This window comes from Nocardioides sp. BP30 (assembly GCF_029873215.1).
Taxonomy (GTDB): Bacteria; Actinomycetota; Actinomycetes; order Propionibacteriales; family Nocardioidaceae; genus Nocardioides.
The window spans coordinates 2,350,943-2,376,907 of record NZ_CP123620.1 but is presented as its reverse complement, the minus strand read 5'-3'; the positions used below and the strand labels follow the sequence as shown (position 1 = coordinate 2,376,907).

Below are 25,965 nucleotides of genomic sequence, written 5' to 3'. Positions count from 1 at the left end.
GAGACACCGTGCCGCAGAGCACCGAGGGAGCCGTCAGGTTCGACATCGACCGCGCCACGCGGGTCGCGACCATCACGCTCGACCGGCCCGCCAAGCTCAACGCCCTGACGCCCGCCATGGCTCAGGCACTCGTCGCCGCCGTGTCGGAGTGCAACCTCAGCGACGACGTCCGTGCCGTGGTCCTCACCGGTGCCGGCGAGCGCTCCTTCAGCGTGGGCTCGGACATCACCGCGCTGGACTCCTACGCGACGCCCTGGGACTTCCGCAACCGGGTCGACTACTGCGACGCGCTCCGCAAGCTGCGCAAGCCGTCCATCGCCGCGATCAACGGCTACGCGCTCGGCGGCGGCCTCGAGACGGCGCTGTCGTGCGACATCCGACTGGCCTCGACCAACGCCAGCCTCGGTGCCCCGGAGGTCAAGCTCGGTTGGATCGGCGGCGGCGGCATGTCGGCGTTCCTCTCCCGAGCCGCCGGGCCGAGCAACGCCGCGCTGATGCTGATGACCGGCGACCCGATCGACGCGCAGCAGGCTCTGGACTGGCACCTGGTCTCGGAGGTGCTGCCACCGGACGACCTGCTCACGCGAGCCCGCGGGCTCGCCTCCACGATCGCCTCCCGCGCTCCCATCGCCGTGGAGACGGCCAAGATCAACGTGCAGGCGGCGACGGCGATGTCGGAGGACCAGGCACTGGCCTACGAGCGCGACCTGCAGACCATCTGCTTCGCGACCGAGGATGCGGCCGAGGGTCGGCGCGCCTTCGCCGAGCGCCGTACGGCGCGCTTCGAGCGACGCTGAGCGCTGCGGCGCTCCGGCGCTCCGGCGCTGGGGCGGCCCGGCGCTACGGCGCTACGGGGCGAGGTGCCAGATCTCCTCGGCCTCGCGCCACCCACCGTCGGTCCTGCCGTCACCGCCGAACGGCGTCTGACACGGGTCGGTGTGGGTCCACCACTCGCGCGTGACCGGATCCTCGCCGATCCTCGCCATGTCTGCGTCGTGGTCGGTGCCGAGGTACTCGTAGTAGGCGAAGAGCGTGTCGTCGATCAGGAAGATCGTGTAATTGGCGACGTTGGCCGCGCGCAGCGTCTGCTCCACCTGCGGCCACACCGCGCGATGCAGCGCCAGGTACTCCTCCCGTCGCTCGGGACGGACGTTGACCACCAGACCATGACGTTCCACGGCCGCAGGATAGGTCATACGTCTCCCGTCTCGCTGCCTCCGCAGTGCGCGTCATCGCGCCTCAGAACGCGGCAGAGGCCGTTCCCGCATCTCGCGGAAACGGCCTCTGACCTGCTGCATCATCGGTCGGGCTGACAGGATTTGAACCTGCGACCCCTTGACCCCCAGTCAAGTGCGCTACCAAGCTGCGCCACAGCCCGAACGCCCTCCGAGGAAGGCGTCCGAAGGCTATCGCAACGGACGAGCGGGGTGCGAATCGGGTCGTGGCCGCCGTTCGCCGACCGTCCGCGACGTACGCCCCTCGGCGTCGCCGCATAGTCACATCGGATTACTACCACCCCAGGGTTTTCGCTGAGGCCGAGCCCCGACAGGCCGATACTGACCTCGTGTCCACCCGTCCTGCCCTCGGCCTCGTGGTCGTCGTGGAGCGGGCCGGCGCGTCCTGGCTCGAGGCCGAGGTGACCGGGTACGACGGGTTCGACGTGCTGCTGACCGTGTGCGACGAGGAGTCGGTCGACCCCGCCACGATGCCCGACGCCGAGGTGCCGATCGACGCGACGATGGTCTGGACCACGGAGCGGGGACTGTTCCGCGCGCCGGTGACAGCCTCTCCCGACGGCGACCGCTGGCGGGTGGCGGTCCATACCCAGGCGGCTCGCACCCAGCGACGCGAGTACGTGCGGCTGCCGATGGGGACGCCGATGACGCTCTCGCACGACGCCGGCACCATCCGCGGCACCCTGATCGACCTGAGCGAGGCGGCGCTGCGCGCCCGGCTGCTGCGCCGCCACCTCCCGCTGCTGACGCCCGGCGACACCGTCCGCGCGGCCTTCACACTCCACCACACCGGCTTCATGCTGCGTGGCACGGTGCTGCGCGAGCAGGGGAACGGCGAGCCCGACTCCGTGGATCTGGTCCTCATGCTCGACATCCCGCCTCGCACCGCCAACGACATCCGGCGCAACGTCGTCTTCGAGCAGGTCGAGCGGCAGCGCGTCCGCGACGCCTCCCGGCGGGACCTGTCATGAGGATGGCGCGACTGCGCGAGCAGTACCGGACCCGTCTCGCACGTCCCCACGAGATCCCGACGGTAGCGGGATGGCTGGCACGGCTCGCCGATCTGGTCGAGCAGGACGCGCTCACCGGGCTGGTCAACCGGCGCGGCTTCGACCGCCGGCTCGAGCACGAGCTCACCCGGCTGCGCCGCGAGCACGGCGAGCTCGCCCTCGTGCTGCTCGACCTGGACGGCTTCCAGACGTTCAACGACACCGCCGGTCAACGCACCGGCGACCAGCTCCTGGTCGCCTGTGCGGGCATCTGGAGCAGGCTGCTGCTGGAGCATCAGACGCTGAGCCGCTACGGCGGCGACGCGTTCGCCGTCCTGCTGCCGGGGTCCTCGCTCGGCAAGGCCGCCGACATCGCCGACCGGTTGCGCGCCATGGCCCCCGACGGCATCGGCACCTCCGCTGGTGTGGCGTCCTGGGCTCCGGGTGACACCCTCTCGATGCTGCTGGGTCGGGCGGAGGTGGCCCTGTACGAGGCCAAGGCGGCCGGCCGCGGCCAGACGGTCGTGTACGGCGATCCCACGCACGGCGCCAGCGAGCTCGAAGCGGCGGTCTTGGCCGGGGAGCTGTTCCTGCACTACCAACCGGTGATCCGGCTGCGCGACAACGCGGTCGTCAGCGCCGAGGCGCTGGTGCGCTGGGCCCATCCGCGCCGCGGCCTGATCCCACCCAACGACTTCATCCCGCACGCCGAGCGCACCGGCGCCATCCACGCCCTCGGCCGCTGGACGCTGGCACAGGCATGCGCGGCGGCGGTGGCCTCCTGCCACCGGCGCGGCATCGGCGTGAACGTCTCGGTGCCCGAGCTGCGCAACCCGGGCTACGTGGACGAGGTCCGCCGGACGCTCAGTGCCACCGGACTGCCCCCGGAAAGCCTCCTGCTGGAGGTCACCGAGGCGCTCTTCGACGAGGACGACCCGCAGGTGGTGCGCACGCTGCAGGGCCTGCGCGCCCTCGGCGTACGGGTGGCGATCGACGACTTCGGCACCGGGTACTCCTCGCTGCGCTGGCTGGAGCAGTTCCCGGTGGACATCGTCAAGATCGACCGGTCGTTCGTCGCCGCGATCGATCCCCGTCGCGAGCACCAGCCGGTGCTGTCCGCGATCATCACGCTGTGCCGTTCGCTGCGCCTGACGATCGTCGCCGAGGGTGTGGAGACGGCCGAGCAGGCGATCGTCCTGCACGAGCTCGGCTGCGACTACGCGCAGGGCTACCTGTTCGGTCGACCGGTCCCGATGGACCAGCTCCCCGACGACAGCACGACGCCGGCCGTCGCGAGCGACTGGGCCGACTGGGCCGATCCCGCCCGAACGGCCGGTCGCAGTCGCTAGCTGCGCTTGCGCTTCTCGCGCACCCGCTGCTGCAGCACGAGGGGCGTGCCGACGAAGCCGAAGTCCTCCCGCAGACGACGCTCGATGAAGCGCTCGTACGCCGCGTCCAGCTTGCCCGAGGTGAACAGGATGAAGGTCGGCGGCGCTGTCGAGGCCTGCGTCCCGAACAACACCTTGGGCTGCTTGCCGCCGCGCACCGGGTGCGGGTGCTCGGCGACGAGCCTGCCCAGGAACGTGTTGAGCGCGCCGGTCCCCACGCGCGTCTCCCAGCCCTCCAGCGCCTTGTCGAGCGCCGGCACCAGCCGGTCGATGTGCCAGCCGGTGCGGGCGGTGAGGTTGACCCGCGGGGCCCACTTCACCTGGACCAGCTCACGCTCGATCTCGCGCTCGAGGTAGTAGCGCCGGTCCTCGTCGACCAGGTCCCACTTGTTGAACACGATCACCAGCGCGCGGCCGGCCTCGCGCACGGTCTGCAGGATGCGGATGTCCTGCTCGGCGATCGACTGCTCGGAGTCGAGCACCAGCACCGCCACCTCCGCGCGGTCGATGGCGGTGGTGGTCCGCAGGGAGGCGTAGTACTCGTGACCCGACGCCTCCTTGACCCGCTTTCGGATGCCGGCGGTGTCGATGAACTTCCAGACCCGCCCACCCAGCTCGATCAACTCGTCGACCGGGTCGACGGTGGTGCCGGCCACGTTGTCGACGACCACACGGGTCTCCCCTGCCAGCTTGTTCAGCAGCGACGACTTGCCCACGTTGGGCCGCCCGACCAGGGCCACCCGCCGGGGACCGCCGATCTCCTCGCCCTCCGGCATCGGGGGCAGCTCGGGGAGCGCCTCGAGGATCGCGTCGAGCAGGTCGCCCGACCCTCGGCCGTGCAGGGCCGAGACCGGATACGGCTCCCCGAGGCCGAGGTTCCACAGGCCGGCGGCCTCGGCCTCGGTGCGCAGATCGTCGACCTTGTTCGCGGCGAGCACGACCGGCTTCCTGGCCTGGCGCAGGATGCGCACCACCGCCTCGTCCTCGTCGGTGATGCCGACCTTGGCGTCGACGACGAACAGGACGGCGTCGGCCAGGCTGATCGCCAGCTCGGCCTGCTCGGCGATCCGCTGGGCCATCCCGCGGGCGTCGGAGGACCAGCCGCCGGTGTCGACCAGCGTGAAGGCCCGGCCGTTCCAGTCGGCGTCGTAGGAGACCCGGTCGCGCGTCACGCCCGGGACGTCCTCGACGACCGCCTCACGGCGGCCGATGATCCGGTTGACCAGGGTGGACTTGCCGACGTTCGGACGGCCGACGACCGCGAGCACCGGAGTGGGGCCGACGTGCTCCTCGCCCTCGGCGGCGCCGTCGGGTCCATCGAACGCGATCGGCTGATCTGGGAAGTCGCTGGTCATGATGCTCCTTGGTCGAGGACCGGGGTGGGTACGGCGGGGGCGCCGGGCAGGGGGCCGGGCAACGACCGGCCGGTGACCGCGCGCGCGGTGGAGAGGTGGTCCAGCAGGTGCTCCCGGAGCAACGCCGAGATCCGGTCGACGTGTTCCCGGCGGCGCGGCCACGGCACCTGCTCGGTGGTGAACGGCGGCCCGAAGACCAGGTCGATGGCCGCCCCGCGGCGCGGCAGCGAGCTGCGCGACCGGCCGGGCTCGCGGCTGCCGAACATCACCACCGGCACGACCGGAGCGCCTGTCACCATGGCGAGGTAGGCGGCCCCGTGGTGGAAGACCTCGTACTCGCCGGGACCGCGGGTGCCCTCGGGGTAGATGCCGACCGCCCGGCCCTCGCGCAGCACCTTCACACACGTCTTGATCGCAGCGGTGTCGGCTCCGTCGCGGAACAGCGGTATCTGCCCCACCGCCAGCAGGAACCGGCCGAGCGGTCCGCGGAACAGGTCGTCCTTGGTCAGGGCATGCACCGGCCGCGGTGCGAAGATCGCCAGCAGCGGCCCGTCGATGACGCCGATGTGGTTGGAGCAGAAGATGACACCACCGCTGCTCGGCACATGCTCGACGCCGTGCAACCGCACCCGGTAGCGCCGCCGCACGGCCCACCGGCCGAACCAGCGCATCGTGTAGAAGAACGAGTTGCGCGGCGCCCGGACCCCGGTCGTGTCGGGGAGGCTGCCGGAGAGGCCCTGGAGGGCCGGGCTCATGACGTGGCCCGCTCCGCGAAGGGCTGCGCCGTACGGACCTGGTCCACCAGCGCGACGACGTGGGCGATCACCTGGTCGAGCGTGAAGGGGGTGGTGTCGAGGTGGACGGCACCGTCGGCGGCCACCAGCGGCGCGGTGGTCCGACCGGAGTCGATCCGGTCGCGGGCCTCCAGGGACGCCTGGACGGCGGCGGCGTCGGTGCCGCCCTCCTCCTCGGCCCGGCGAGCGGCACGGGCGGCGGGGTCGGCGGTGACGTAGAGCTTGAGCTCGGCCTGCGGCCACACCACGGAGCCGATGTCGCGGCCCTCGACGACGATGCCGGCGCCGTCGAGCGCCTGCTCGATGACGGCACGCTGGAGCTGCAGCAGGCGGGCACGGACCTCGGGCACCGCGCTGACCGGCGAGACCCCGGCGTTGACCTCGGCGGATCGGATCTGGGTGGCGACATCCACACCGTCGAGGGTGATCGTCGGCGCGAGCGGGTCGGTGCCGGACTCGATCCGCGGACGCTCGGCGGCGGCGGCCACCGCCGCCGGGTCGTGCACGTCGATCCCGTGGGTGAGCATCCACCAGGTCATCGCCCGGAACATGGCGCCGGTGTCCAGGTAGCGCAGGCCCAGCCGCGCCGCTACGCCGCGCGAGGTGCTGGACTTGCCCGAGCCCGAGGTCCCGTCGACGGCGATGACGATGCTGCGCGCGGGGCGGTTCTCGGGCGTGCTCACGGGCCGACAGCCTAGCGGTGGACGACCCATCCCCGGGATTCGAGCGCCGTGCGCAGCTGCTCGGCGCTGCCCTCGGCCACGACGAGCTCGACCAGTCCGACCGGGCGGCCGAGCTCGTGCTCGATCCTGACGTCCTCGATGTTGACACCGCTCGCCCCGGCGTCGGCGAACAGCCGGGCGAGGCCGCCGGGCTCGTCGGCCACCGCCACGAACACAGCGGTCGTCGGCCCGGTCGGCGTGCCGTGCTTGCCCGGGATCGCCCGGTTGCCCTCCTGGCCGCGCTCGAGCAGGTTCCCGAGGACGCCCCGGTCTCCGTCGGTCAGCGCGTCGATCAGCCGGTCGAGCTGCCCGCGCACCTCACCCAGCAGCTCCACGACCGCCCCGGCGTTGCCGGTCACGATCTGGCTGTAGAGCTCCGGGTCTCCCCCGGCCACCCGGGTGACGTCGCGCACACCCGGCCCGGACAGGGCCAGGTGCTCGGCCGGTGCATCGGCGAGCCGGCCGGCCACCAGGACGGCCATCAGGTGCGGGACGTGCGAGATCCGCGCCACGGCCCGGTCGTGCTCGGCCGGGTCCATCAGCACCGGTACGCCGCCGCACAGCTGGGCGAGCTGCTCGACCAGGACGACCGCATCGGGCCGCGATCCCGGGTGCGGCGTCACCGCCCACGGCCGGCCGTCGAAGAGCGCGGCCGAGGCGGCGAGCGGACCGGAGCGCTCGCTGCCGGCCATCGGGTGGCCGCCGACGTAGCGATCCGCGCCCGGCAGCACCGAGACCTCGGCGAGCGGCGCACTCTTCACGCTGCCCACGTCGGTCACCACCGCCTCCGGGTCGCGCGCCAGCGCGTCGCCGATCGTGCGGCCCAGGTAGGCCGGTGGCACGGCCACCACGACCAGCTGCGGCCGGTCGACCGGGACCCGCGGCCGGCCGGCACCGAGACCACTCGCCGTGCGGATGTGCTCCTCGGCGACGTCGGTGAGGAGCACCTCGAGACCGGCCTGGCGACAGGCCAGCGCGATCGAGGTGCCGAGCAGGCCCGTGCCGATGATCTCGACCGGTCCGGTCAGCGCCGTCACGACCACTCCTCGCCTCCGACTCCACCACGCACGTGCACACCGCAGGCTAGTGGTGCGCGGGCCCGCGTGCCGGGTCGGGTCTCAGAGCTGGGTGCTGTCGAGCAGCTCGCCGAGCTCGTCGACGGTGAGGTCGCGCAGCTCCCCCGGCTTCAGGGCGCCGAGCTTCACCGGACCGATCCGGGTGCGCGTCAGCCGGGTGACCGGGTGGCCGACCTGCTCCAGAAGCCGGCGCACGATCCGGTTGCGGCCCTCGTGGATCGTCAGCTCGATGATCGACTTGTGCTGTGTCGCCTGGACGATCCTCGCCGTGCTGACCGTCACCGGGCCGTCCTCCAGCGTGACGCCGGCGAGCAGCTGCTTGCGGATCCGCGGGAAGAGCTCGCCGGCGACCTCCGCGACGTACGTCTTGTCGACCTCGTAGGAGGGGTGCGCGAGCCGGTGGGCGAAGTCGCCGTCGTTGGTCAGGATGATCAGACCGGAGGTGTCGGTGTCGAGCCGGCCCACGTGGAAGAGCCGTTCCGGCCGGTCGGCGACGAGGTCCTGCAGGGTGCGCCGGCCCTCGGGGTCGCTCATCGTGGACACCACCCCGCGCGGCTTGTTGAGGACCAGGTAGACCTTCTCGCTGATCGGCGGCAACCGCCTGCCGTCGACGCGGATGAGGTCGCGGGCGGGGTCCACCTTGGTGCCGAGGCGGGTGACCACCTCGCCGTTGATCTCGACCAGACCGCCGAGCATCAGCTCCTCGCTCCGCCGGCGGCTGGCCACGCCGGCGAGGGCGAGCAGCTTCTGGATGCGGATCAGGCCCTCCTCGTCGAGAGGAAGGTCGGTGCGCTCAATCATCGTGGTGCTCCTGGTCGGGCGCGGCCTCCCGGCCGGCGTCGGCTTCATCGGTAGGCGTCGGCGCCGCGGACGCCGCGGGCGCGACCATCTCAGCCAGCTCGTCCTCGAGGTCGTCCATCTCCGGGAGGTACGGCGCCAGCTCGGGCAGCTCGTCCAGCCCGGTGACCCCGATGCGCTCGAGGAAGTAGCCGGTGGTGCGGTACAGGTGTGCGCCGGTCTCGGGGTCCTGACCGGCCTCCTCGACCAGGCCGCGCGCGAGCAGCGTCCGCATCACGCCGTCCACGTTCACGCCGCGGATCGCACTGACCCGGGCGCGCGAGACGGGCTGCCGGTAGGCGACGACCGCGAGCGTCTCCAACGCCGCCTGGGTCAGCCTCGCCTGCTGGCCCTCGAGGACGAAGCCCTCGACGACGGCGGCGTACTCCTCGCGGGTGTAGAAGCGCCAGCCGCCCGCGACGTTGCGCAGGTCGAAGCCGCGGCCCTGGTCGGTGTACTCGGCCGAGAGCGCCTGCAGGGCGGCCTCGACCTCCGCCAGCGGATGCCCCACCGAGGTCGCCAGTGCGGTGGGCGTCAACGGCTGGTCGGCGACCATCAGCACCGCCTCCAGGGCAGGGCGCAGCGGCTGACGCGGCTCGGTCTCGATCTGCTCACTCATGGCTCTCCTGCGCCTTCTGCTCCGCGGCGCCGCCCGCCTCCGGCGGTGGCTGCCCGTCGAACTCGTCCTGGATCAGCTCGTCGATGTCGATCCCGTCGGGGCCGCCCGGGCCGTCCTCACCGGTCCAGCGCACCGTCAGCTCGCCCAGCGGGCTCACCTGGTCGAAGGCGACGGCGCCTTCGCGGAAGAGCTCCAGCAGGCTGAGGAACCGTGCGACGGTGGTCAGGGTGTCCGGTGAGTCCCCGCACAGCGCCCGGAAGGTCAGGGTGCCGGCCCGGCGCAGCCGGTCCACGACGATCCCGGCCTGCTCGCGCACGCTGACCCTGGGGGCGTGGATGTGGTGGAGGGTGAGCTCGGGCGGTCCGGGCTTGGGCGCCATCGCCTTGGCGGCGAGGGCGGCGAACTGCTCCAGCCCGATCCCGATCAGCACCTCCGGCAGCAGCGTCGCGTAGCGCTCCTCCAACCCGACGGCCCGCGGGTGGCGCAGGCTCTCCGCTGCCAGCCGGCCCTCGAACACGGCCGCCACCTGCTTGAACGCCTTGTACTGCAGTAGCCGGGCGAAGAGCAGGTCCCGCGCCTCCAGCAGCGCCAGATCCTCCTCGTCCTCGACATCGCCCTGCGGCAGCAGGCGGGCCGCCTTGAGGTCGAGCAGCGTCGCCGCCACCAGCAGGAAGCTGGAGGTCTGCTCCAGGTCCCACACCTTGCCGGCCGCCTTCACGTGCGCGATGAACTCGTCGGTGACCTTGGCCAGCGCGATCTCGGTGATGTCGAGCTTGTGCTTGGCGATCAGGCTCAGCAGCAGGTCGAACGGGCCCTCGAAGTTGTCCAGACGTACGGCGAAGCCCTGCTCGGGCTCCGCGGAGGCGCCCTCCGCCGAGCCTGTCGAGGCGTGCTCGACGCTCATCCCTCGGCGAGCCGGCGCACCAGGGCGCTCTGCTCGCCGTTGCTCTCCAGGTCGGCCAGCACGATCGCCACCGCCTCCCGCACCAGCCGGCCGCGGTCGAGGGCGACGCCGTGCTTGCTGCGCAGCGTCAGCCGGGCGTGCTCGAGCTCGAGCAACTCCTCGGCGGTGACGTACACCGTCATCTTCTCGTCGTGGCGCACCCGGCCGCTGGGCCGCTTCGGGCCCTGCTCGGACGTCTCCGCACCGGCGTCGGCCGGCTGCGTCTGTCCCGCGTCCGGTACGGCGCGGACAGGCTGCGCCGACTCGTCCTCCGCACCGGGCCTGGTCGGCCGGAACAGATCGTCCGCCGAGGGCAGACTCACGCGCCGCGCTGCCACCGGGCGAGCACCTCCTTGGCGAGCTGGCGGTAGGAGTCGGCGCCGGTGGACGTGGAGGCGTAGGCGGTGATCGGCTCGCCGACGACCGTGGCGTCGGAGAACTTCACGGTGCGACGGATGACCGTGTGGAACACCGTGTCCCCCCAGCCGGACACCAGCGTCTCCATCACCTCACGGCTGTGCAGGGTGCGACCGTCGTACATGGTGCCGAGCAGGCCGTCGATGGTCAGCTTCGGGTTGAGGCGCGAGCGGACCTTCTCGATGGTGTCCTTGAGCAGGGCGACGCCACGCAGGGCGAAGTACTCGCACTCCAGCGGGATGATCACGCCGTCGCTGGCCGTGAGCGCGTTCACGGTCAGCAGTCCGAGCGAGGGCTGGCAGTCGATCAGGATGACGTCGTAGCGGTCCAACACCGGCTGCAGCTTGCTGGTCAGCACCTGCTCGCGGCCGACCTCGTGGACGAGCTGGATCTCGGCGGCGGACAGATCGATGTTGGCCGGCAGCAGGTCGACGCCGTCGACGTTGGTCTTGACCACCACGTCGTCGAACGTGATCCCCTGGTCCATCAGCAGCTGGTAGGTGCCCAGCTCGATCTCGTTCGGGTTCAGGCCCAGGCCGACCGACAGGGAGCCCTGCGGGTCGAAGTCGACCAGGAGCACCTTGCGGCCGAGCTCGGCCAGCGCGGCGCCGAGGCTGATGGTCGTGGTGGTCTTCCCGACCCCACCCTTCTGGTTGCACAGCGCCACCACCCGGGCCGGGCCGTGCGTGCTCAGGCGGGCCGGCTCGGGGAATACGGGCAGGGGCCTTCCGGTCGGGCCCAGCTGCTCGGCGACGGGCGACTCGAACGGCAGGGCGTCGGACACGGGTGCTCCACTCTCACTTCACGGTGCTGGGCGATCCGTCGCGCGGATCCGGCCGGGGAATATGTCGACACGGCGACACGACCGATGCGGGCGACTCTACAACCTCGTGGCCCCGCGACGACGCCTCATCGCCGGTGGACGAGGTCCTCGTACTCCGGGTGCTTCTCGATGTAGCTCTTGATGAAGGGGCACAGCGGGATTACGTCGTGGCTGCCGTCGGCGCGGACGTCGTCAAGCGCCCCCTTGGCGAGCGCTCCCCCGACCCCGCGGCCGCCGAACCTGTCGTCGACCTCGGTGTGCAAGAAGACCACCGTGCTCGGCCCGAGCCCGTAGGTGGCGATGCCCGCGAGCTCACCGTCGAGCCAGGCCTCGTAGCGGTTCTCGGCGGGATTGTTACGGACGTCGACCTCGCTCATGTCGGGAAGCCTATCCCGGTGCCTCGCCGGGAATTTGACCCTTGCCAGCCGCGGCAGGTCAGGACAAGGATCAAGCGCATGCGGCATCTCGGCGGTGTCGCGGACAAGGAGAATCATGCGCACCACTCGGGTGGGAGTTCTGGCGATCATCGCCGTCGGCACGGTCGGCCTGGCCACCGTCGGCATGTCCCCGGCCTCGGCACAGGCAGGAGGCCGGCACGATCTGCACGGCAGCCGGCCGGCGTGGCAGACGAACCCCAAGTTTGAGAAGACAGGCACGGTCGCCAAGTCGAAGCAGGTGACCGCCAAGGTGTGGCTCGGGGCGAACAACGGCTCCGACCTCGCTGCGCTCGCACAGTCGGTCAGCGATCCGACCAGCGCGAACTACGAGCAGTTCCTCACCCACGACCAGTACGTCGCCAAGTTCGCTCCGACCCAGGCCCAGGTGGCCCAGGTCAAGAGCTGGCTGACCGGTGACGGCCTGACCGTGACGTCGGTCGGCTCGGACAACCACTACGTCGCGGTGAGCGGCACCGCCGCCGAGGTGTCGAAGGCGTTCGGCACCACCATGTCGACGTACAAGTTCGACGGTGGCACCGTGCAGGCGCCCGACTCGACGCTGTCGGTGCCGAACTCGGTGACCGCGCCCGTGCTCGCCATCACCGGCCTGACGCCGGCGGGGCACACGGTGCAGCCGCAGCAGCAGCCGCAGGACCTCGGTGCGCCGGCCGGCTTCGTCAACGCCACCCCGTGCTCGGCGTACTACGGCCAGAAGCTGGCCACCACGCTGCCGAAGTTCCAGGGCAAGACGCTGCCCTACTCCGTGTGCGGCTACACCCCCGCGCAGCTTCGCGGCACGTACGGCGTCGGCAGGGGCCAGACCGGCGAGGGCCAGACGGTCGCGATCGTGGACGCCTTCGACTCCTCCACGCTGGCCGCGGACGCCTCGACGTACGCCAAGCGGCACGGTGACCCGGCCCTCAAGCGCGGCCAGTTCAGCGACCTCAGCTTCCCCGAGGGCGCCTCGACCGCCTCGGCGGATCCGATCGGTGACTGCGGCGGCAACGGCTGGTACGGCGAGCAGGCGCTCGACGTCGAGGCCGTGCACGGCATGGCCACCGGTGCGAACATCCAGTACGTCGGCGCCGCCAGCTGCTTCGACGACGACCTGCTGGCCTCCCTGTCGAAGATCGTCTCGATCAACAAGGCCTCGGTGATCTCCAACTCCTGGGGCGAGCCGACGGTGATCGCCAACGACCCGGCGGACAACTGCACGACCGACACGCCGTGCCTGACGCTCGACCAGTCCACCATCGACGCCTACGAGTCGATCTTCCAGCAGGGCGCCGTGCAGGGCATCGGGTTCTACTTCTCCTCCGGCGACGACGGGGACGAGCTGGCCAACGCCGGCTACATCCACCCCGACTACCCGGCGGGCGACCCGTGGGTGACAGCTGTCGGCGGCACCGCCCTCGGCGTCACGAAGGCGAACACCCGTCAGTTCGAGACCGGCTGGGGCACCCACAAGTTCTCCCTGACCGCTGACGGCACCAGCTGGGACCCCGCCAGCGAGACCTGGCTGTACGGCGCCGGCGGCGGCTTCAGCCAGCTCTTCGACGAGCCCGCCTACCAGCGCGGCGTCGTGCGGCAGAACCCCACGGGTGGTCGCGCCGTACCCGACATCGCGATGGACGCGGACCCGACCACCGGCATGCTCGTGGGTGAGACCCAGGACTTCGAGCTGCCCAGCGTCTTCGGCCCGGCCGGCGTCCACTACGGCGAGTACCGCGTCGGAGGCACCAGCCTCGCCTCGCCGCTGCTCGCCGGCGTCCAGGCGGTCGCCCAGCAGCGCGCACACGGCCGGATCGGCTTCGCCAACCCGCTGATCTACAGCCTGGCCAAGACGACCTCGTCGTTCTACGACCCGGCCACCAAGGGACCGGACGCGGGCAACATCCGCTCGGACTACACCAACGGATACAACCCCGCCGACGGCCTCCTCTACACCGTCCGCACGTTCGACCAGGACTCCTCGCTCAACGTGAACCGGGGCTGGGACGACGTGACCGGCGTCGGCACCGTCACCGGGACCTACCTCGACAAGCTGGCCTCCCGCCGACACGGACACTGATCGGCACCACCACCCACCCAACACCAAGCGAGGGGCGTCTCCAGCCGGGGGCGCCCCTCGCCCGTCGAATCGGGCCTCCGTCCCCGCCGAATCGGGCCTCCGTCCCCGCCGAATCGGGCCTCCGTCCCCGCCGAATCGGGCCTCCGCCCCCGCCGAACTGCGGCAGCACCGCGGGCACGGCCGGATGGGGCGAGGACGAGCGCCGGGCGGTGACCGACGTGCGCCGCCGAGGCGCTACCGGACGACGCGCCGCGACGAAGGAGCGCCGCGCGGCGGTAGGTCTGCCTCGGCGGTGGGCGGCGGGCGCCGCACGGCACCCACCCGACCCAGCAGCCCGGACGCCGGCCCGACTCAGCCCGGACGCAGACCCGACTCAACCCGGACGGGCCCCCGAATCAACCCGAACGCAGACCCGACTCAACCCGGACGCAGACCCGACTCAACCCGGACGCAGGCCCGAGTCGACCTCACAGCCGCCGCATCGCGGTCGTCCGCAGCACCAGCTCCCCGAGCTCGTCGGTGGCGTCCAGGTCGACCTCGGCCTCGATCACCCAGTCGTGGTGCCCGGCAGGGTCGGACAGCGTCTGGGTGAGGTGTCGGACCCGGCCCTCGTCCCGCGCCGCCAGCATCTTCGGGTTCCGCGCGTCGGCATCGAGCCCGACGGATCCGTGCTCGGTGTAGTACTCCTCCAGCGCCTCGTCCCACGCCGAGCGCGTCATCGTCACCTCGGCCGGCGGATCGGTGCGATCGGCAGCTGCCCGTTCCATCGCCATCAGCGCGTCGAGGTCGTCGCGGGCGACGGCGTCCACGCGCGCCCACATCGCGTTGCGCACCATCACCTCGAAGGCGCGGCCCTGCTGGGAGAGCGCGCGCGGCGGTGGCGGCGGAGCATGGTGGGCGACGTCGGGCCGCACGTGGGCCGGGTCGTTGAGCGCCTCCCACTCATCGAGCAGTGAGGAGTCGGTCTGCCGGACCGTCTCCCCCAGCCAGGCGATCAGGTCGTCCAGCTCGGGGGTGACCACCGTCGCCGGCAGCGTGTGCGAGAGCGTGCGGTAGGCGTCGGTGAGGTAGCGCAGCACCAGTCCCTCGGACCGGGCGAGCTGGTAGCGGCCGACGATGTCGGTGAAGCTCATCCCCTGCTCGTACATCTCGCGCACCACCGACTTGGGGTCGAGCGCGTCCTCGGGCAGCCACGGGTGCGAGGTCCGGTAGACCTCGTAGAGCGCCTCGAGACGCTCGGCCAGCGGCTTGGGCCAGGTGATGTCCTCGAGCAGCGCCATCCGCTCCTCGTACTCGATCCCGTCGGCCTTCATCTCCTCCACGGCCCTACCGCGAGCGGCGAACTGCTGGGCAAGCAGCAGCTGCCGTGGCGGCTCGAGGACCGCCTCGATGGTGGAGAGCACCTCCAGCGTGTGATCCACCGACTCCGGATCGAGGGTGTCCAGCGCCGCGAGCGCGAAGTGCGCGAGCGGCTGGTTGAGCGCGAAGTCGGCCGGCAGGTCCTCGGTGAGGAGGTAGCGACGGCCGAACCGATCCGGCTCCTCGAGCCGGGTCAGGATCCCCGATCCGACCAGCGAGCGTGCCAGCCGCAGCGCGCGCCGCGCGAGCCGCAGCTGCTCGCGGCGTGACTCGTGGTTCTCGGTGAGCAGCCGTCGCAGCACCACGAAGGCGTCCTCCTCGCGGGCCACCACGTTGAGCAGCATCGCGTTGTCGACCTTCATCCTGCTCTGCAGGGGCTCCGGCTGGCCCTCGACCAGCCGGGCGAAGGCGGCCTCGTTCCACACGACGGTGCCCTCCGGCGGCTTCTTCAGCTGCGCCTTGGAGTTCTTCTTGCCCGCCGCCTGCCGCTCCGCGACCTTCGCCTTGAGCCGCTCGTTCTCGATCACGTGCTCGGGAGCCTGCACGACGACGTACCCGGCCGTGTCGTAGCCGGCCCTGCCCGCGCGCCCGGCGATCTGCAGGAACTCGCGCGTGCGCAGGATGCGCTGCCGTCGGCCGTCGAACTTCGCCAGACCGGTGAACAGCACCGTCCGGATGGGGACGTTGATGCCCACGCCGAGCGTGTCGGTGCCGCAGATCACGCGCAGCAGCCCCGCCTGGGCGAGCTGCTCCACGAGCCGGCGGTAGCGCGGCAGCATCCCGGCATGGTGCACGCCGATGCCCTTGCGCAGCAGCTTGCCCAGCGTCTTGCCGAACCCCGCCGCGAACCGTACGTCGGCCAGCCGTCTCGCCAGCTCCTCCTTGTCGGGCGGCGTGATCCACCCGGCGCCCAGCAGGCCGGTCGCGTGCTCCACCGCGGCCGCCTGCGTGAAGTGGACGACGTACGCCGGGGCCTGACCGGTGGTGACCAGCTCCTCCAGCGTCTCCGCCAGCGGCGTCATCGCCCAGGTGAAGCTCAGCGGGACCGGCCGCTCGGCCTGGTCGACCAGCACCGACTCCCGGCCGTTGCGCCGGGTCAGGTCCTCGCGCAGCTCGCGGGTGTCGCCGAGCGTGGCCGACATCAGCAGGAACTGCGCCTGCGGCAACTCCAGGAGCGGCACCTGCCAGGCCCAGCCACGGTCGGGTTCGCCGTAGTAGTGGAACTCGTCCATGATCACCAGACCGATGTCGGCGCGCGATCCCTCGCGCAGCGCGATGTTGGCCAGCACCTCGGCGGTGCACGCGATGATCGGTGCATCGGCGTTGACCGAGGCGTCACCGGTGAGCATCCCGACCTCTGTGGCGCCGAAGACCTCGCAGAGCTCGAAGAACTTCTCGCTCACCAGCGCCTTGATCGGGGCGGTGTAGAAGCTCACCCGGTCGCCGGCCAGGGCTGCGGCGTGCGCCCCGATCGCTACCAGCGACTTGCCTGAGCCGGTGGGGGTCGCGAGGACGACGTTGGCACCGCCGAGCAGCTCGATGATGGCCTCGTCCTGGTGCGGGTAGAGCTCGAGGCCGCGGCCGGCGGCATAGGCGCTGATCGCCTCGTAGACGTCGTCGGGGCTGGCCCCGACCGGGGGGACCCATGGCTTGGTCACGTTCACCTGGCTCTCGGATGTGCCGTCGCGAAGACCTCGCGCAGGTTGTCGACGGTCACGAGGGTGTAGATCTGGGTGGTCGTCACCGAGGCGTGTCCCAGCAGCTCCTGCACGACGCGTACGTCGGCGCCGCCGTCGAGCAGATGGGTCGCGAACGAGTGCCGCAGGGTGTGCGGCGAGACGTCCTTGGTCACGCCGGCACGCTCGGCGGTCCGGACGAGCACCGCCCATGCCGACTGCCGCGAGAGCCGGCCACCGCGGGCGTTGAGGAAGAGTGCACCGGCCGGCCCCCGGGAGCGGCTGGTTGGGCCCGCTGAGGCGATGAGCCCGGGCCGCGACCGGCTCAGGTAGGCCTCGACGGCGCGCCGGGCGTAGGAACCCAGCGGCACCAGCCGCTCCTTGCCGCCCTTGCCGCGCAGCAGCACGGTGCCACCGGCCTCGGCGGGCGGCAGATCGAGGTCGTCGACGTCGAGGCCGACCGCCTCCGAGATCCGCGCCCCGGTGCCGTAGAGCACCTCCAGCAATGCCCGGTCGCGCAGCGCGAGCGGGGTCTCCGGTGTCCCGGCCGCCTCCAGGATCGCCTCGACATCGGCGAGCGGCAGCGCCTTGGGCAGCCGCTTGGCCGGTCGCGGGGGCCGTACGGCGCCCGCCGGGTCGAGGCTGAGCATCCCATCGGCCAGGGCGAACTTGTGGAAGCCCCGCACCGCCACCACCGTCCGCGCCGCCGAGGTGGCCGAGAGCGGCTGGTGGTCGGCGTCTCCCTCGCGCAGCCGCACCAGGAAGTCGGCGACGGTGCTCTCCGAGACGGCCGTCAGGTCCTCGACACCCTCCCCGGCGAGGAACTCCAGGTAGCGGCGCAGGTCGCGGCGGTAGGAGGAGAGGGTGTTGTGGGCCAGACCGCGCTCGACCGAGAGGTGGTCGAGGTAGGTGCGGACGGCGGTGTGGGGCGCGATGCCGGTCTCGGTCAGGACAGCACGCTCTCCACCGCGACCGCGTCGATGCCCACGGCCTCGCCGACCGGTGCGTTGGTCAGCTGCCCGGCGTGGGTGTTGAGGCCCAGCGCCAGGCTGCGGTCCGCCGCGCACGCCGCACGCCAGCCCTTGTCCGCCAGCGCCACCGCGTAGGGCAGCGTCGAGTTCGTCAGCGCGTACGTCGAGGTGTTCGGCACCGCACCGGGCATGTTCGCCACGCAGTAGAACGTCGACTGGTGCACCGGGAAGGTCGGATCCGCATGCGTCGTGGGCCGCGAGTCCTCGAAGCACCCACCCTGGTCGATCGCGATGTCCACCAGCACCGAGCCCGGCTTCATCTGCGCCACCAGCTCGTTGCTGACCAGCTTCGGTGCCGCAGCACCCGGGATCAGCACCGCCCCGATCACCAGGTCAGCCTGCTTGACCTGCTCCTCCACCGCCAGCTTGGAGGAGGCCAGCCCGTGCACCCGGTTGTTGTAGCGCCAGAACGACATCCGCAGCTTGTCCAGGTCGGTGTCGAGCAGGGTCACGTCCGCGCCCATGCCCAGCGCGATGTTGGCCGCGTTCTGTCCCGAGACCCCCGCACCGAGGATGACGACCTTCGCGTTCGCCACACCGCCCACGCCACCCATCAGCACGCCCCGGCCGCCCTGGGCCTTGAGCAGCGAGTAGGCGCCCACCTGCGGCGCCAGGCAACCGGCGACCTCCGACATCGGGTAGAGCAGCGGCAGCGCACCCGAGGGCAGCTGGACCGTCTCGTAGGCGATGCCGGTGACCTTGCGGTCCAGCAGCTCCTGGGTCAGCGGCTTGTCCGCTGCCAGGTGCAGGTAAGTGAACAGCGTCAGCCCCTCGCGCAGCCGGTGGTACTCCTCCGCGACCGGCTCCTTGACCTTCAACACCAGCTCGGCGCCGCCCCAGACCTCGTCGGGGTCGGTGAGCAGCCGGGCACCTGCCGCGACGTACTCCTCGTCGGGGATGGAGGACCCCAGGCCCGCACCCTGCTCGATGACCACCTCGTGCCCGTGCGCGACGAGCTCGTGGACACCGACCGGGGTGATCGCGACCCGGTACTCGTGGTTCTTGACTTCCTTCGGTACGCCGATCCTGGTCATGATCCAGTCATACCCTGCGCCGCCGCGTTACGCGAGATCCCGCGCCCGCACCATCAGCACGGCGATGATCAGCGGGCCGTCGGTGACCTCGCCGGCGAGCACCGCTGCGTACAGCTCGTCGAACGGCACCCACATCAACTCCATGTCGGCCTCCTCGTGCTCCAGCACGAAGTCGCCGCGGTCGACCGGCGTGAGGTCGGTGGCCACGAAGTAGTGGATCCGCTCGCCGAGGATCCCCGGGGAGGAGTACGCCGCTGTCAGCGGGCGCCACGTCCGCGCGGCGAAGGACGCCTCCTCGCGCAGCTCGCGCTGCGCGACCTGGAGCGGCTCCTCGCCGTCGGCGTCCAGCAGGCCGGCGGGCAGCTCGACGAACCGCATGCCGGCGGGGTGCCGGTACTGCTTGAGGCACAGCACCCGTCGCTCGTCGTCGAGCGCCAGGATCACCGCCGCGCCCGGGTGCTCCAGCACCAGCCGGGAGAACGTCTCGTCGCTCCCGGGACGACGGATGGTGTCGCGACGCAGGGCCATCACCCAGTCGTCGCGGTGCAGGTCCTGGGAGGAGACGATCGGCCACTGCTCGGCGGTGTCCCGCAGATCGGGCATCCGCCGCTACTCCGCGTCCACCGCGGCGAGCGCCGCGGCCTCCACGGGAGCGTCCTGGTCGGGCTCGCGGTGCAGCTTCGACTCGTCGATCGGGAAGCGCTGCTCCTTCTGGCGGGCGATCGCGGCGGCCACCAGCCCCTTGAACAGCGGGTGCGGGCGGGTCGGCCGCGAGCGCAGCTCGGGGTGGGCCTGGGTGGCGATGTAGTAGGGGTGCGTCTCGCGGGGCAGCTCGACGAACTCGACGAGCTCGTTGTCGGGCGAGGTGCCGGAGAAGACCAGACCGGCCTCCTCCAGGCGCTCCCGATAGGTGTTGTTGACCTCGTACCGGTGCCGGTGGCGCTCCTGGATCAGCGGCTCGCCGTACACCTCCTCGGCGATTGAGCCCTTCTTCAGCGCCGCCGGGTAGAGACCGAGGCGCATCGTCCCGCCGAGGTCGCCGGCGCCCTCGACGAAGGCGAGCTGCTCGGCCATGGTGGCGATGACCGGCTCGGGCGTGTCCGCGTCGAACTCGGTCGACCCGGCCTTCTCCAGCCCGAGCACCTGGCGGGCGTACTCGATCACCATGCACTGCAGACCCAGGCACAGGCCGAGCGTCGGGATGCCGTGCTGGCGGGTGTAGGTCAGTGCGCCGAGCTTGCCCTCCAGGCCGCGGATGCCGAACCCACCGGGCACGCAGACGCCGTCGAGCTCGGCAAGGTGCTTGGCCGCACCGGCGGGCGTCTCGCACAGGTCGGAGGGGATCCAGACCAGCTCCACCTTCGCCTCGTTGGCGAAGCCGCCGGCACGCAGCGCCTCGGCGACCGAGAGGTAGGCGTCGGGAAGGTCGATGTACTTGCCGACCAGCCCGATGGTGACCGTCTCCTTGGGGTGGTGCACCCGCCGGAGCAGGTCGTCCCACACGCTCCAGTCGACGTCACGGAAGGGCAGGTCGAGCTTGCGCACGACGTAGGCGTCCAGCCCCTCGCGGTGCAGCACCTTGGGGATGTCGTAGATCGAGGGAGCATCGGCGGCGGTGACGACGGCCTCCTCGTCCACGTCGCACATCAGCGCGATCTTCGACTTGATGCCCTGGGGCAGCTCGCGGTCGGCGCGGCAGACCACGGCGTCGGGCTGGATGCCGATCTGGCGCAGCGCCATCACCGAGTGCTGGGTCGGCTTGGTCTTGAGCTCCTTGGAGGGCCCGATGTAGGGCACGAGCGAGACGTGCACGAAGAACACGTTGTCGCGACCGATGCGCTGGCGGACCTGGCGCGCGGCCTCCAGGAACGGCTGCGACTCGATGTCGCCCACCGTGCCGCCGATCTCGGTGATGCACACGTCGACCTCGGGGCCGTGCATGGCCAGGATCCGGTCGACGATCTCGTTGGTGATGTGCGGGATGACCTGCACCGTCTCACCGAGGTAGTCGCCGCGTCGCTCCTTGGCGATCACGTTGGAGTAGACCTGGCCGGTGGTCACGTTGGCGTGTCCGGACAGGTCGGTGTCCAGGAACCGCTCGTAGTGCCCGATGTCCAGGTCGGTCTCGGCGCCGTCGTTGGTGACGAACACCTCGCCGTGCTGGAACGGGTTCATCGTCCCCGGGTCGACGTTGAGGTAGGGGTCGAGCTTCTGCATCGTGACCCGAAGCCCACGCGAGCGCAGAAGGCGGCCCAGGCTCGATGCCGTCAGGCCCTTCCCGAGAGAGGAGGCGACGCCCCCGGTGACGAAAACGTGCTTGGTGGCGGTGCCCGACTTCATGGACCTTAATCCTATCCGAGTGGAGCCACTCCATCGATTCCTGACGCGCCGTAGGCCCCACCACCGCCGGTCACCTGGTGTGCCAGCGTCAGGACAGTGGCGACCTGGCCGGTGTTGCGCTCGTCGCCGTCGACCGTCGCGACGGTCTTCGACTGCGCGCCGAGATCGTCGGCGCGCAGACGCTTGAGGTCGCCCCGCAGCCCGGAGCCCGTGCTGCCGGCGACGACGACCCCGTGGGCGCGCGTCGCCGTACCCTGCACGAGGCCGGCGAGGATCGTCGGGTCGACATGGTCGCCGAGCACCAGCAGGATCAGCGGCGCGGTGGTCTGGACGCTCGCGCGGGTGCCTGCCTGGGCGCTCCCGGTGCCGCTGAGCGCCATCAGCCTGGACTCGGCCAGGGTGGCCAGCGCAGTGGCCTGGTCGGCGGAGGGTGCTCCGGCGGCCGCCGTCGTGGCGACGGCAGAGCCGACGAGCTGGCCCAACCGCACGTACGTCGGCTGCGCGGCGTCGACCACACCGTGCGTCTGACCGGCGAGCTGGCTGCCGAGGCTGTCGACCATCGCCTTGCTGTCCGGGTCCAGGGCCGAGGCGGAGACCCGGGTGGTGCTGGCCACCACGCCACCTGCTGCCGCGACCTGCCCCGCGAGCGCCTGCACCACGGCGGCCGGAGCACCCGGCATCGTCACGATCGCCACCTGCTGACCTGCCAGCCGGTGGGCATAGAGCGTCGCGGCCGTGGCGGCGGCCAGCTTGTCACCGGCGCTCACCTGGGCGGACAGGACGGCGTCCGCGCGACGGGTGCCGTTCGAGGCCGTCGTCGAGGCGTCACCGCGATCGCTCAGCGGGCCGCCACCGAGGGCGATGCCGACACCCAGCGCGGCGCAGATCCCGATGGCCGGGACGAGCGCGCGCCGGATCATCCCTGGACCCCGATCTGGTCGAGCAGGTCGCGCAGCCAGTCGTGGCCCACGTCGGTGGTGGCGATCGCGGCGGCGACCAGCAGCACGCAGATCAGCAGGGCCAGAACGACGTGGCGCACCCGCACCCGGCCCGAGTAGAGCGTGGGCACCGCCGAGGCGTCCACCACCTGCTGACCCGCGGCGAGTCGGCTGAGGAAGGAGCCCGCGGCGCCGTCGCGGTCGCGGTCCAGCAGGTCGGTCAGGCTCGCGCCCATGCCCGCGACGATCAGCACCCGCGGCGACGCCGATTGCGCGAGGAGCAGGGCGATGTCGCGCGAGGCGAGGCTGGTGAGGACGTGGTGCGGCGCCGTACCGATCCGGGACAGGCTGTCGTCGTGCACCGCCGAGGCACCGCAGACCACCACGTCCTTGGCGGCACGCAGCACCTTCGCCTCGGGCAGGTCCTCGCCCGCGCCGACGACGACCACGTCCGGCCGCAGACCGGCTTGCCGCACCGCCCGCGCAGCCGCGGCGGTCGCCACCACGGCGGGCCGCTGCTCGCGCAGGAAGGTGCGCATCCGGCGCAACTGGTCCGAGGTCTCGGGGGCGTCGGCGACCACGAGGACGGGGCGGTCCTCGAGCCGTGCTGCGAGCGCCGGCAGGCCGATGCCGTGCAGCAGAACCGCCTGCTCGCGCCGGACCAGCTCGCTGCTGATGTGGCTGATCGTCTGCAGCTGGGTGGCCATGCCGGCTCGCGCCTCGGCCATCTGCGCCTGCGTCAGCTCGCGGTCGACGACCCGCCCGGTGGTGAGGCGCTGCTCGCCGTCGTAGACGGTGCCGCCGTCGACCCGCGCGGTCCGGCCGTCGGCGAGCGCGGCGAAGCCTCCCTCGCCGACGCCGTCGACGACCACGATCCCGGCCTCGACCAGGAGCTGGGGGCCGAGGTTGGGGAAGCGACCCGAGGTCATGGGCTGTGCGTTGATCACTGCGGCGACGCCCGCGTCCAGCATCCGCTGGGCGGTGGGACGGTCGAGGTCGACATGATCGATGACGACGATGTCACCCGCGCGCAACCGCGGGATCAGCGAACGGGTGGGCCGGCCGGCGCGCAGGGTTCCTACGATGCCGGCGGGAGCGACGGTGGCGGTCCGGGTGGGAAGCTTCATGACCCGGCCATCCTCACATCCGAGCGGCGCCAGCCCGCGGACGCGAGGGCTCGGGTGTGTCGGGCGCCGTCACCCGTCGGCGCGCGCCGAGCGCGCCACCTCGAGCAGCTCGCGCGCATGCGCCAGAGCGGTGTCGGACTCGGCCATGCCGGCCAGCATGCGGGAGAGCTCGCGCTCGCGCCCGGCGTCGTCGAGCACGCTGAGCCCCGAGGTGGTGACACTGCCGTCGCTGGCCTTCTGCACCGCCACGTGCGTGTCGGCGTAGGCGGCGACCTGTGGAAGGTGCGTCACCACCAGCACCTGCGCATCGCGGGCGAGCTGCGCGAGGCGGCGCCCGATCTCGACCGCTGCCGCTCCACCGACGCCGGCGTCCACCTCGTCGAAGACGAACGTCGGCACGGGGCTGGTCCCCGCCAGGGCCACCTCGACCGCGAGCATGACCCGCGAGAGCTCGCCGCCGGAGGCGCCCTTCCCGAGCGGGCGCGGCTCGGAGCCGGTGTTGGCCGCGAGCAGCAGCTCCACCTCGTCCACGCCGGAGGCTCCGAACCGGAGTCGGCGTCCGTCGACGTCGAGCGGCTCCCGACCGTCGGCCTCACCGCCTTCGTGTTGTCGTACGTCGATGGTGAGCCGGGCGTGCGGCATCGACAACAGGCCCAGCTCGGCCGTCACCTCCTCAGCGAGCCGGGTGGCTGCGGCGGTGCGTGCGCGACTCAGCGCGCCTGCCGCCTCGGCGAGCTCGAGGCGCAGCCGATCGCGCTGCTGGGCGAGCTCCAGGATGCGCTCGTCGGTGCCGTCGAGCTCGAGCAGGCGCTTGGCCGACTGCTCGGACCAGCTCAGCACCTCCTCGATCGTGTCGCCGTACTTGCGCGTCAGGCCGGTCAGTGCCGCTCGGCGCTCGGAGACCGCCGCGAGCCGGGCGGGGTCGGTGTCGATCGCGCTGGCGTAGGAGGCGACGTCGGCGGCGAGGTCGGAGAGCAGGTAGGTCAGCTCGGCGAGTCGATCGGCGAGGGCGGCCGCCTCGGCGTCGTGCTCGCGCACCCCCTCGAGCAGCCGTCGAGCGGCGGAGGCGGCGCCCAGCGCGTCGGGGCTGCCCTCCTCGCTGGAGAGCGCCTCGCGGGCCTGCTCGGCGGCGGTCCGCAAGGTGTCGGCGAACCCGAGCCGGCTCTCTTCGGCGGCCAGGGCGGTGTCCTCCCCCGTCGACGGGGAGAGGGCCTCGATCTCGCTCAGCCCGAACCTGAGGAGGTCGGCCTCCCGAGCACGCTCGCGCGCGCTGGTGCGCACCTCCTCGAGCTCGGCCTCGACGGCCCCGAGCCGACGGTATCGCTCGGCATACGTGCGCAGCAGGTCCTCGAGCGCGCCACCCCCGAAACGGTCCAGCGCCTCACGCTGGGCGCGAGGCTGCAGCAGCCGGTGCTGGTCCGACTGGCCGTGCACGGCGACCAGGGGGGCGGCCAGCTCTCCGAGCGTGGAGATCGGGACGGCGGCACCGCCGGCGAAGGCGCGCGAGCGGCCCTCAGCGGCTACCGTGCGCGCCAGCAGGACCCGGCCGTCCTCGGCCTCGCCACCGGCCTCGTCGGTCGCGGCGAGGAAGTCGGGCAGCGCCCGGGCGTCGACGACGCCCTCGACGCGGGCGGTCTTGGCGCCCTTGCGGACCGCCCCCGCGTCGGCACGGCCGCCCAGCAGCAGCCCGAGGGCGGTGACGATCATCGTCTTGCCGGCACCCGTCTCGCCGGTGATGACGGTCAGGCCCGGCCCCAGCTCGATGGTCGAGGAGTCGATCACTCCGAGCGAACTGATCCGAAGCTCCTCCAGCATCAGACGCTCCCCTTCCGCCGACGCTCGCTGGCCCCGCGCCAGCCCTCGATCGACAACCCGAACTTGGCCACCAGCCGGTCGGTGAACGGCGCCTCGTGCAGCCGCGCCAGGCGCACCGGCACGTCGCCCCGGGTGACCTCGATCCGCGCGCCTGCGGGCAGGTCGACGGCCCGTCGGCCGTCGCACCACAGCACGCCGGTGCCCGCGGCACCCGCCATCAGCTCGATCGCGAGCACCGAGGTCGGCGCCACCACCAGCGGACGGGCGAACAGCGCATGCGCGCTGATCGGCACCATCAGCAGTGCCTCGACGGCCGGCCACACGACCGGGCCGCCGGCACTGAAGTTGTAGGCGGTCGAGCCGGTCGGCGTGGCGCAGACGACCCCGTCGCAGCCCCAGCGCGACAGCGGACGGCCGTCGATCTCGACGACGACCTCGAGCATCCGCTCCCGGGCCGCCTTCTCCACGCTCGCCTCGTTCAGCGCGAAGGTGCGGAAGACCTCGTCTCCACCGTGGAAGACACGCACGTCCAGCGTGACGCGGTCCTCGGCGGTGTAGCGCCTGGCGACGATCGCGTCGATCGTCGAACCGACGTCCTCGACCTCGGCCTCGGCCAGGAACCCCACATGGCCCAGGTTGACGCCGAGCACCGGCGTCCGGCTGGCCCGGGTGACCTCGACGGCCCGCAGGATCGTGCCGTCGCCGCCGATGACCAGGGCCAGCTCGCAATCGGCGCCGGCCTCGTCGTCCGCCACCACCTCCAGACAATCCTGGTCCTCGGCGGTCAGCTCGAGCTCGGCGACCTCGTCGGCGAGCATCCGGACGATGATGCCGTGGGTGACCAGCGCCTTGAAGCAGGCGTGCGCGACCTGCCGCGCCTCGTCACGACCGGTGTGGGTCAGCATCAGGACGCGGCGCGGCTGCTCGGTCTCCATCGCG

The 25,965-nt window shown here is 71.9% G+C and carries 24 protein-coding genes and 1 tRNA gene; 4 read left to right on the top strand and 21 right to left on the bottom strand.

Annotation, left to right across the window (positions count from 1 at the left end):
- The first annotated feature begins 8 nt into the window (after positions 1–8).
- On the top strand, positions 9–797 hold the full coding sequence (locus P5P86_RS11255; RefSeq protein ID WP_280607522.1) for an enoyl-CoA hydratase/isomerase family protein: 789 nt from the start codon (positions 9–11) through the stop codon (positions 795–797).
- 51 nt (positions 798–848) lie between these two features.
- Here the strand turns inward: P5P86_RS11255 and P5P86_RS11250 are convergent, their stop codons facing one another.
- Both P5P86_RS11250 and P5P86_RS11245 read right to left on the bottom strand, forming a co-directional pair.
- On the bottom strand, positions 849–1,178 hold the full coding sequence (locus P5P86_RS11250) for an L-rhamnose mutarotase (RefSeq protein ID WP_280607521.1): 330 nt from the start codon (positions 1,176–1,178) through the stop codon (positions 849–851).
- A gap of 126 nt (positions 1,179–1,304) precedes the next feature.
- Positions 1,305–1,378: transfer RNA gene (locus P5P86_RS11245), tRNA-Pro, on the bottom strand.
- 186 nt (positions 1,379–1,564) lie between these two features.
- Between P5P86_RS11245 and P5P86_RS11240 the strand changes: the two genes are divergently transcribed.
- Together P5P86_RS11240 and P5P86_RS11235 are read left to right on the top strand one after the other, a co-directional pair.
- Positions 1,565–2,206: a PilZ domain-containing protein gene (locus P5P86_RS11240; protein WP_280607520.1), complete on the top strand. Its 642-nt coding sequence runs from the start codon at positions 1,565–1,567 to the stop codon at positions 2,204–2,206.
- Positions 2,203–3,573, top strand: coding sequence for a putative bifunctional diguanylate cyclase/phosphodiesterase (locus P5P86_RS11235; protein WP_280607519.1), 1,371 nt, complete (start codon positions 2,203–2,205; stop codon positions 3,571–3,573). The genes P5P86_RS11240 and P5P86_RS11235 overlap by 4 nt, the downstream gene beginning before the upstream one ends.
- On the opposite strand, the gene der is transcribed toward P5P86_RS11235, so the two are convergent.
- The 10 genes from der to P5P86_RS11185 form a co-directional block, all read right to left on the bottom strand.
- Positions 3,570–4,967 carry a ribosome biogenesis GTPase Der gene (gene der, locus P5P86_RS11230; protein WP_280607518.1) on the bottom strand — a complete coding sequence of 466 codons (1,398 nt, stop codon included), beginning with the start codon at positions 4,965–4,967 and terminating at the stop codon, positions 3,570–3,572. The genes P5P86_RS11235 and der overlap by 4 nt on opposite strands.
- A complete protein-coding gene (locus P5P86_RS11225; protein ID WP_280607517.1) occupies positions 4,964–5,722 on the bottom strand; it encodes a lysophospholipid acyltransferase family protein in 759 nt (252 codons plus the stop codon). The genes der and P5P86_RS11225 overlap by 4 nt, the downstream gene beginning before the upstream one ends.
- Positions 5,719–6,444: a (d)CMP kinase gene (gene cmk / locus P5P86_RS11220; RefSeq protein WP_280607516.1), complete on the bottom strand. Its 726-nt coding sequence runs from the start codon at positions 6,442–6,444 to the stop codon at positions 5,719–5,721. The genes P5P86_RS11225 and cmk overlap by 4 nt, the downstream gene beginning before the upstream one ends.
- Before the next feature lie 11 nt (positions 6,445–6,455).
- Positions 6,456–7,520, bottom strand: coding sequence for a prephenate dehydrogenase (locus P5P86_RS11215; protein WP_280607515.1), 1,065 nt, complete (start codon positions 7,518–7,520; stop codon positions 6,456–6,458).
- An 81-nt stretch (positions 7,521–7,601) separates the two neighbouring features.
- On the bottom strand, positions 7,602–8,360 hold the full coding sequence (locus tag P5P86_RS11210; protein WP_280607514.1) for a pseudouridine synthase: 759 nt from the start codon (positions 8,358–8,360) through the stop codon (positions 7,602–7,604).
- A complete protein-coding gene (scpB, locus tag P5P86_RS11205) occupies positions 8,353–9,015 on the bottom strand; it encodes an SMC-Scp complex subunit ScpB (protein ID WP_280607513.1) in 663 nt (220 codons plus the stop codon). The genes P5P86_RS11210 and scpB overlap by 8 nt, the downstream gene beginning before the upstream one ends.
- Complete coding sequence (locus P5P86_RS11200) at positions 9,008–9,919, bottom strand: segregation and condensation protein A (protein ID WP_280607512.1); 912 nt, start codon at positions 9,917–9,919, stop codon at positions 9,008–9,010. Before P5P86_RS11200 ends, scpB begins: the two co-directional genes overlap by 8 nt.
- A complete protein-coding gene (locus P5P86_RS11195) occupies positions 9,916–10,275 on the bottom strand; it encodes a hypothetical protein (protein ID WP_446724941.1) in 360 nt (119 codons plus the stop codon). The genes P5P86_RS11200 and P5P86_RS11195 overlap by 4 nt, the downstream gene beginning before the upstream one ends.
- 2 nt (positions 10,276–10,277) lie before the next feature.
- Entirely contained in the window at positions 10,278–11,159 is an 882-nt protein-coding gene (locus P5P86_RS11190) for a ParA family protein (protein WP_280607510.1), read from the bottom strand.
- Between the two features lie 125 nt (positions 11,160–11,284).
- The gene (locus tag P5P86_RS11185) at positions 11,285–11,575 is read right to left on the bottom strand and encodes a GNAT family N-acetyltransferase (RefSeq protein ID WP_280607509.1); all 291 of its coding nucleotides are present in this window, start codon (positions 11,573–11,575) and stop codon (positions 11,285–11,287) included.
- A 115-nt stretch (positions 11,576–11,690) separates the two neighbouring features.
- Here P5P86_RS11185 and P5P86_RS11180 point away from each other — a divergent pair, with 115 nt between their 5' ends.
- Positions 11,691–13,706, top strand: a complete 2,016-nt coding sequence (locus P5P86_RS11180; RefSeq protein ID WP_280607508.1) for a S53 family peptidase — start codon at positions 11,691–11,693, stop codon at positions 13,704–13,706.
- Positions 13,707–14,173: 467 nt separating this feature from the next.
- Here P5P86_RS11180 and P5P86_RS11175 read toward each other — a convergent pair whose 3' ends face one another.
- From P5P86_RS11175 to P5P86_RS11135, 9 genes are all read right to left on the bottom strand, one after another.
- A complete protein-coding gene (locus P5P86_RS11175; RefSeq protein ID WP_280607507.1) occupies positions 14,174–16,729 on the bottom strand; it encodes a DEAD/DEAH box helicase in 2,556 nt (851 codons plus the stop codon).
- Positions 16,726–17,691 (bottom strand): site-specific tyrosine recombinase XerD, encoded by a 966-nt coding sequence (gene xerD, locus P5P86_RS11170; RefSeq protein WP_446724940.1) that lies wholly within the window; start codon positions 17,689–17,691, stop codon positions 16,726–16,728. Before xerD ends, P5P86_RS11175 begins: the two co-directional genes overlap by 4 nt.
- Positions 17,688–18,806, bottom strand: a complete 1,119-nt coding sequence (gene ald, locus P5P86_RS11165) for an alanine dehydrogenase (RefSeq protein WP_280607506.1) — start codon at positions 18,804–18,806, stop codon at positions 17,688–17,690. The genes xerD and ald overlap by 4 nt, the downstream gene beginning before the upstream one ends.
- A gap of 27 nt (positions 18,807–18,833) precedes the next feature.
- Complete coding sequence (locus P5P86_RS11160; RefSeq protein WP_280607505.1) at positions 18,834–19,409, bottom strand: NUDIX domain-containing protein; 576 nt, start codon at positions 19,407–19,409, stop codon at positions 18,834–18,836.
- 6 nt (positions 19,410–19,415) lie between these two features.
- A complete protein-coding gene (gene pyrG, locus P5P86_RS11155; RefSeq protein ID WP_280607504.1) occupies positions 19,416–21,146 on the bottom strand; it encodes a CTP synthase in 1,731 nt (576 codons plus the stop codon).
- An 11-nt stretch (positions 21,147–21,157) separates the two neighbouring features.
- Complete coding sequence (locus tag P5P86_RS11150; protein ID WP_280607503.1) at positions 21,158–22,066, bottom strand: copper transporter; 909 nt, start codon at positions 22,064–22,066, stop codon at positions 21,158–21,160.
- Complete coding sequence (gene steA, locus P5P86_RS11145; RefSeq protein ID WP_280607502.1) at positions 22,063–23,211, bottom strand: putative cytokinetic ring protein SteA; 1,149 nt, start codon at positions 23,209–23,211, stop codon at positions 22,063–22,065. Before steA ends, P5P86_RS11150 begins: the two co-directional genes overlap by 4 nt.
- A 69-nt stretch (positions 23,212–23,280) precedes the next feature.
- Positions 23,281–25,026, bottom strand: a complete 1,746-nt coding sequence (gene recN / locus P5P86_RS11140; RefSeq protein WP_280607501.1) for a DNA repair protein RecN — start codon at positions 25,024–25,026, stop codon at positions 23,281–23,283.
- Positions 25,026–25,961, bottom strand: coding sequence for an NAD kinase (locus tag P5P86_RS11135; protein ID WP_446724939.1), 936 nt, complete (start codon positions 25,959–25,961; stop codon positions 25,026–25,028). The genes recN and P5P86_RS11135 overlap by 1 nt, the downstream gene beginning before the upstream one ends.
- Between the last annotated feature and the right edge of the window lie 4 nt (positions 25,962–25,965).

Bases quoted from the DNA above. Each gene is read 5' to 3' on its own strand.
- P5P86_RS11235 (WP_280607519.1), top strand. From the start codon at position 2,203: ATGAGGATGGCGCGACTGCGCGAGCAGTACCGGACCCGTCTCGCACGT.
- der (WP_280607518.1), bottom strand. From the start codon at position 4,967: ATGACCAGCGACTTCCCAGATCAGCCGATCGCGTTCGATGGACCCGAC.
- P5P86_RS11225 (WP_280607517.1), bottom strand. From the start codon at position 5,722: ATGAGCCCGGCCCTCCAGGGCCTCTCCGGCAGCCTCCCCGACACGACC.
- P5P86_RS11210 (WP_280607514.1), bottom strand. From the start codon at position 8,360: ATGATTGAGCGCACCGACCTTCCTCTCGACGAGGAGGGCCTGATCCGC.
- scpB (WP_280607513.1), bottom strand. From the start codon at position 9,015: ATGAGTGAGCAGATCGAGACCGAGCCGCGTCAGCCGCTGCGCCCTGCC.
- P5P86_RS11200 (WP_280607512.1), bottom strand. From the start codon at position 9,919: ATGAGCGTCGAGCACGCCTCGACAGGCTCGGCGGAGGGCGCCTCCGCG.
- P5P86_RS11185 (WP_280607509.1), bottom strand. From the start codon at position 11,575: ATGAGCGAGGTCGACGTCCGTAACAATCCCGCCGAGAACCGCTACGAG.
- P5P86_RS11180 (WP_280607508.1), top strand. From the start codon at position 11,691: ATGCGCACCACTCGGGTGGGAGTTCTGGCGATCATCGCCGTCGGCACG.
- ald (WP_280607506.1), bottom strand. From the start codon at position 18,806: ATGACCAGGATCGGCGTACCGAAGGAAGTCAAGAACCACGAGTACCGG.
- P5P86_RS11160 (WP_280607505.1), bottom strand. From the start codon at position 19,409: ATGCCCGATCTGCGGGACACCGCCGAGCAGTGGCCGATCGTCTCCTCC.
- pyrG (WP_280607504.1), bottom strand. From the start codon at position 21,146: ATGAAGTCGGGCACCGCCACCAAGCACGTTTTCGTCACCGGGGGCGTC.
- P5P86_RS11150 (WP_280607503.1), bottom strand. From the start codon at position 22,066: ATGATCCGGCGCGCGCTCGTCCCGGCCATCGGGATCTGCGCCGCGCTG.
- steA (WP_280607502.1), bottom strand. From the start codon at position 23,211: ATGAAGCTTCCCACCCGGACCGCCACCGTCGCTCCCGCCGGCATCGTA.
- recN (WP_280607501.1), bottom strand. From the start codon at position 25,026: ATGCTGGAGGAGCTTCGGATCAGTTCGCTCGGAGTGATCGACTCCTCG.
- P5P86_RS11135 (WP_446724939.1), bottom strand. From the start codon at position 25,961: ATGGAGACCGAGCAGCCGCGCCGCGTCCTGATGCTGACCCACACCGGT.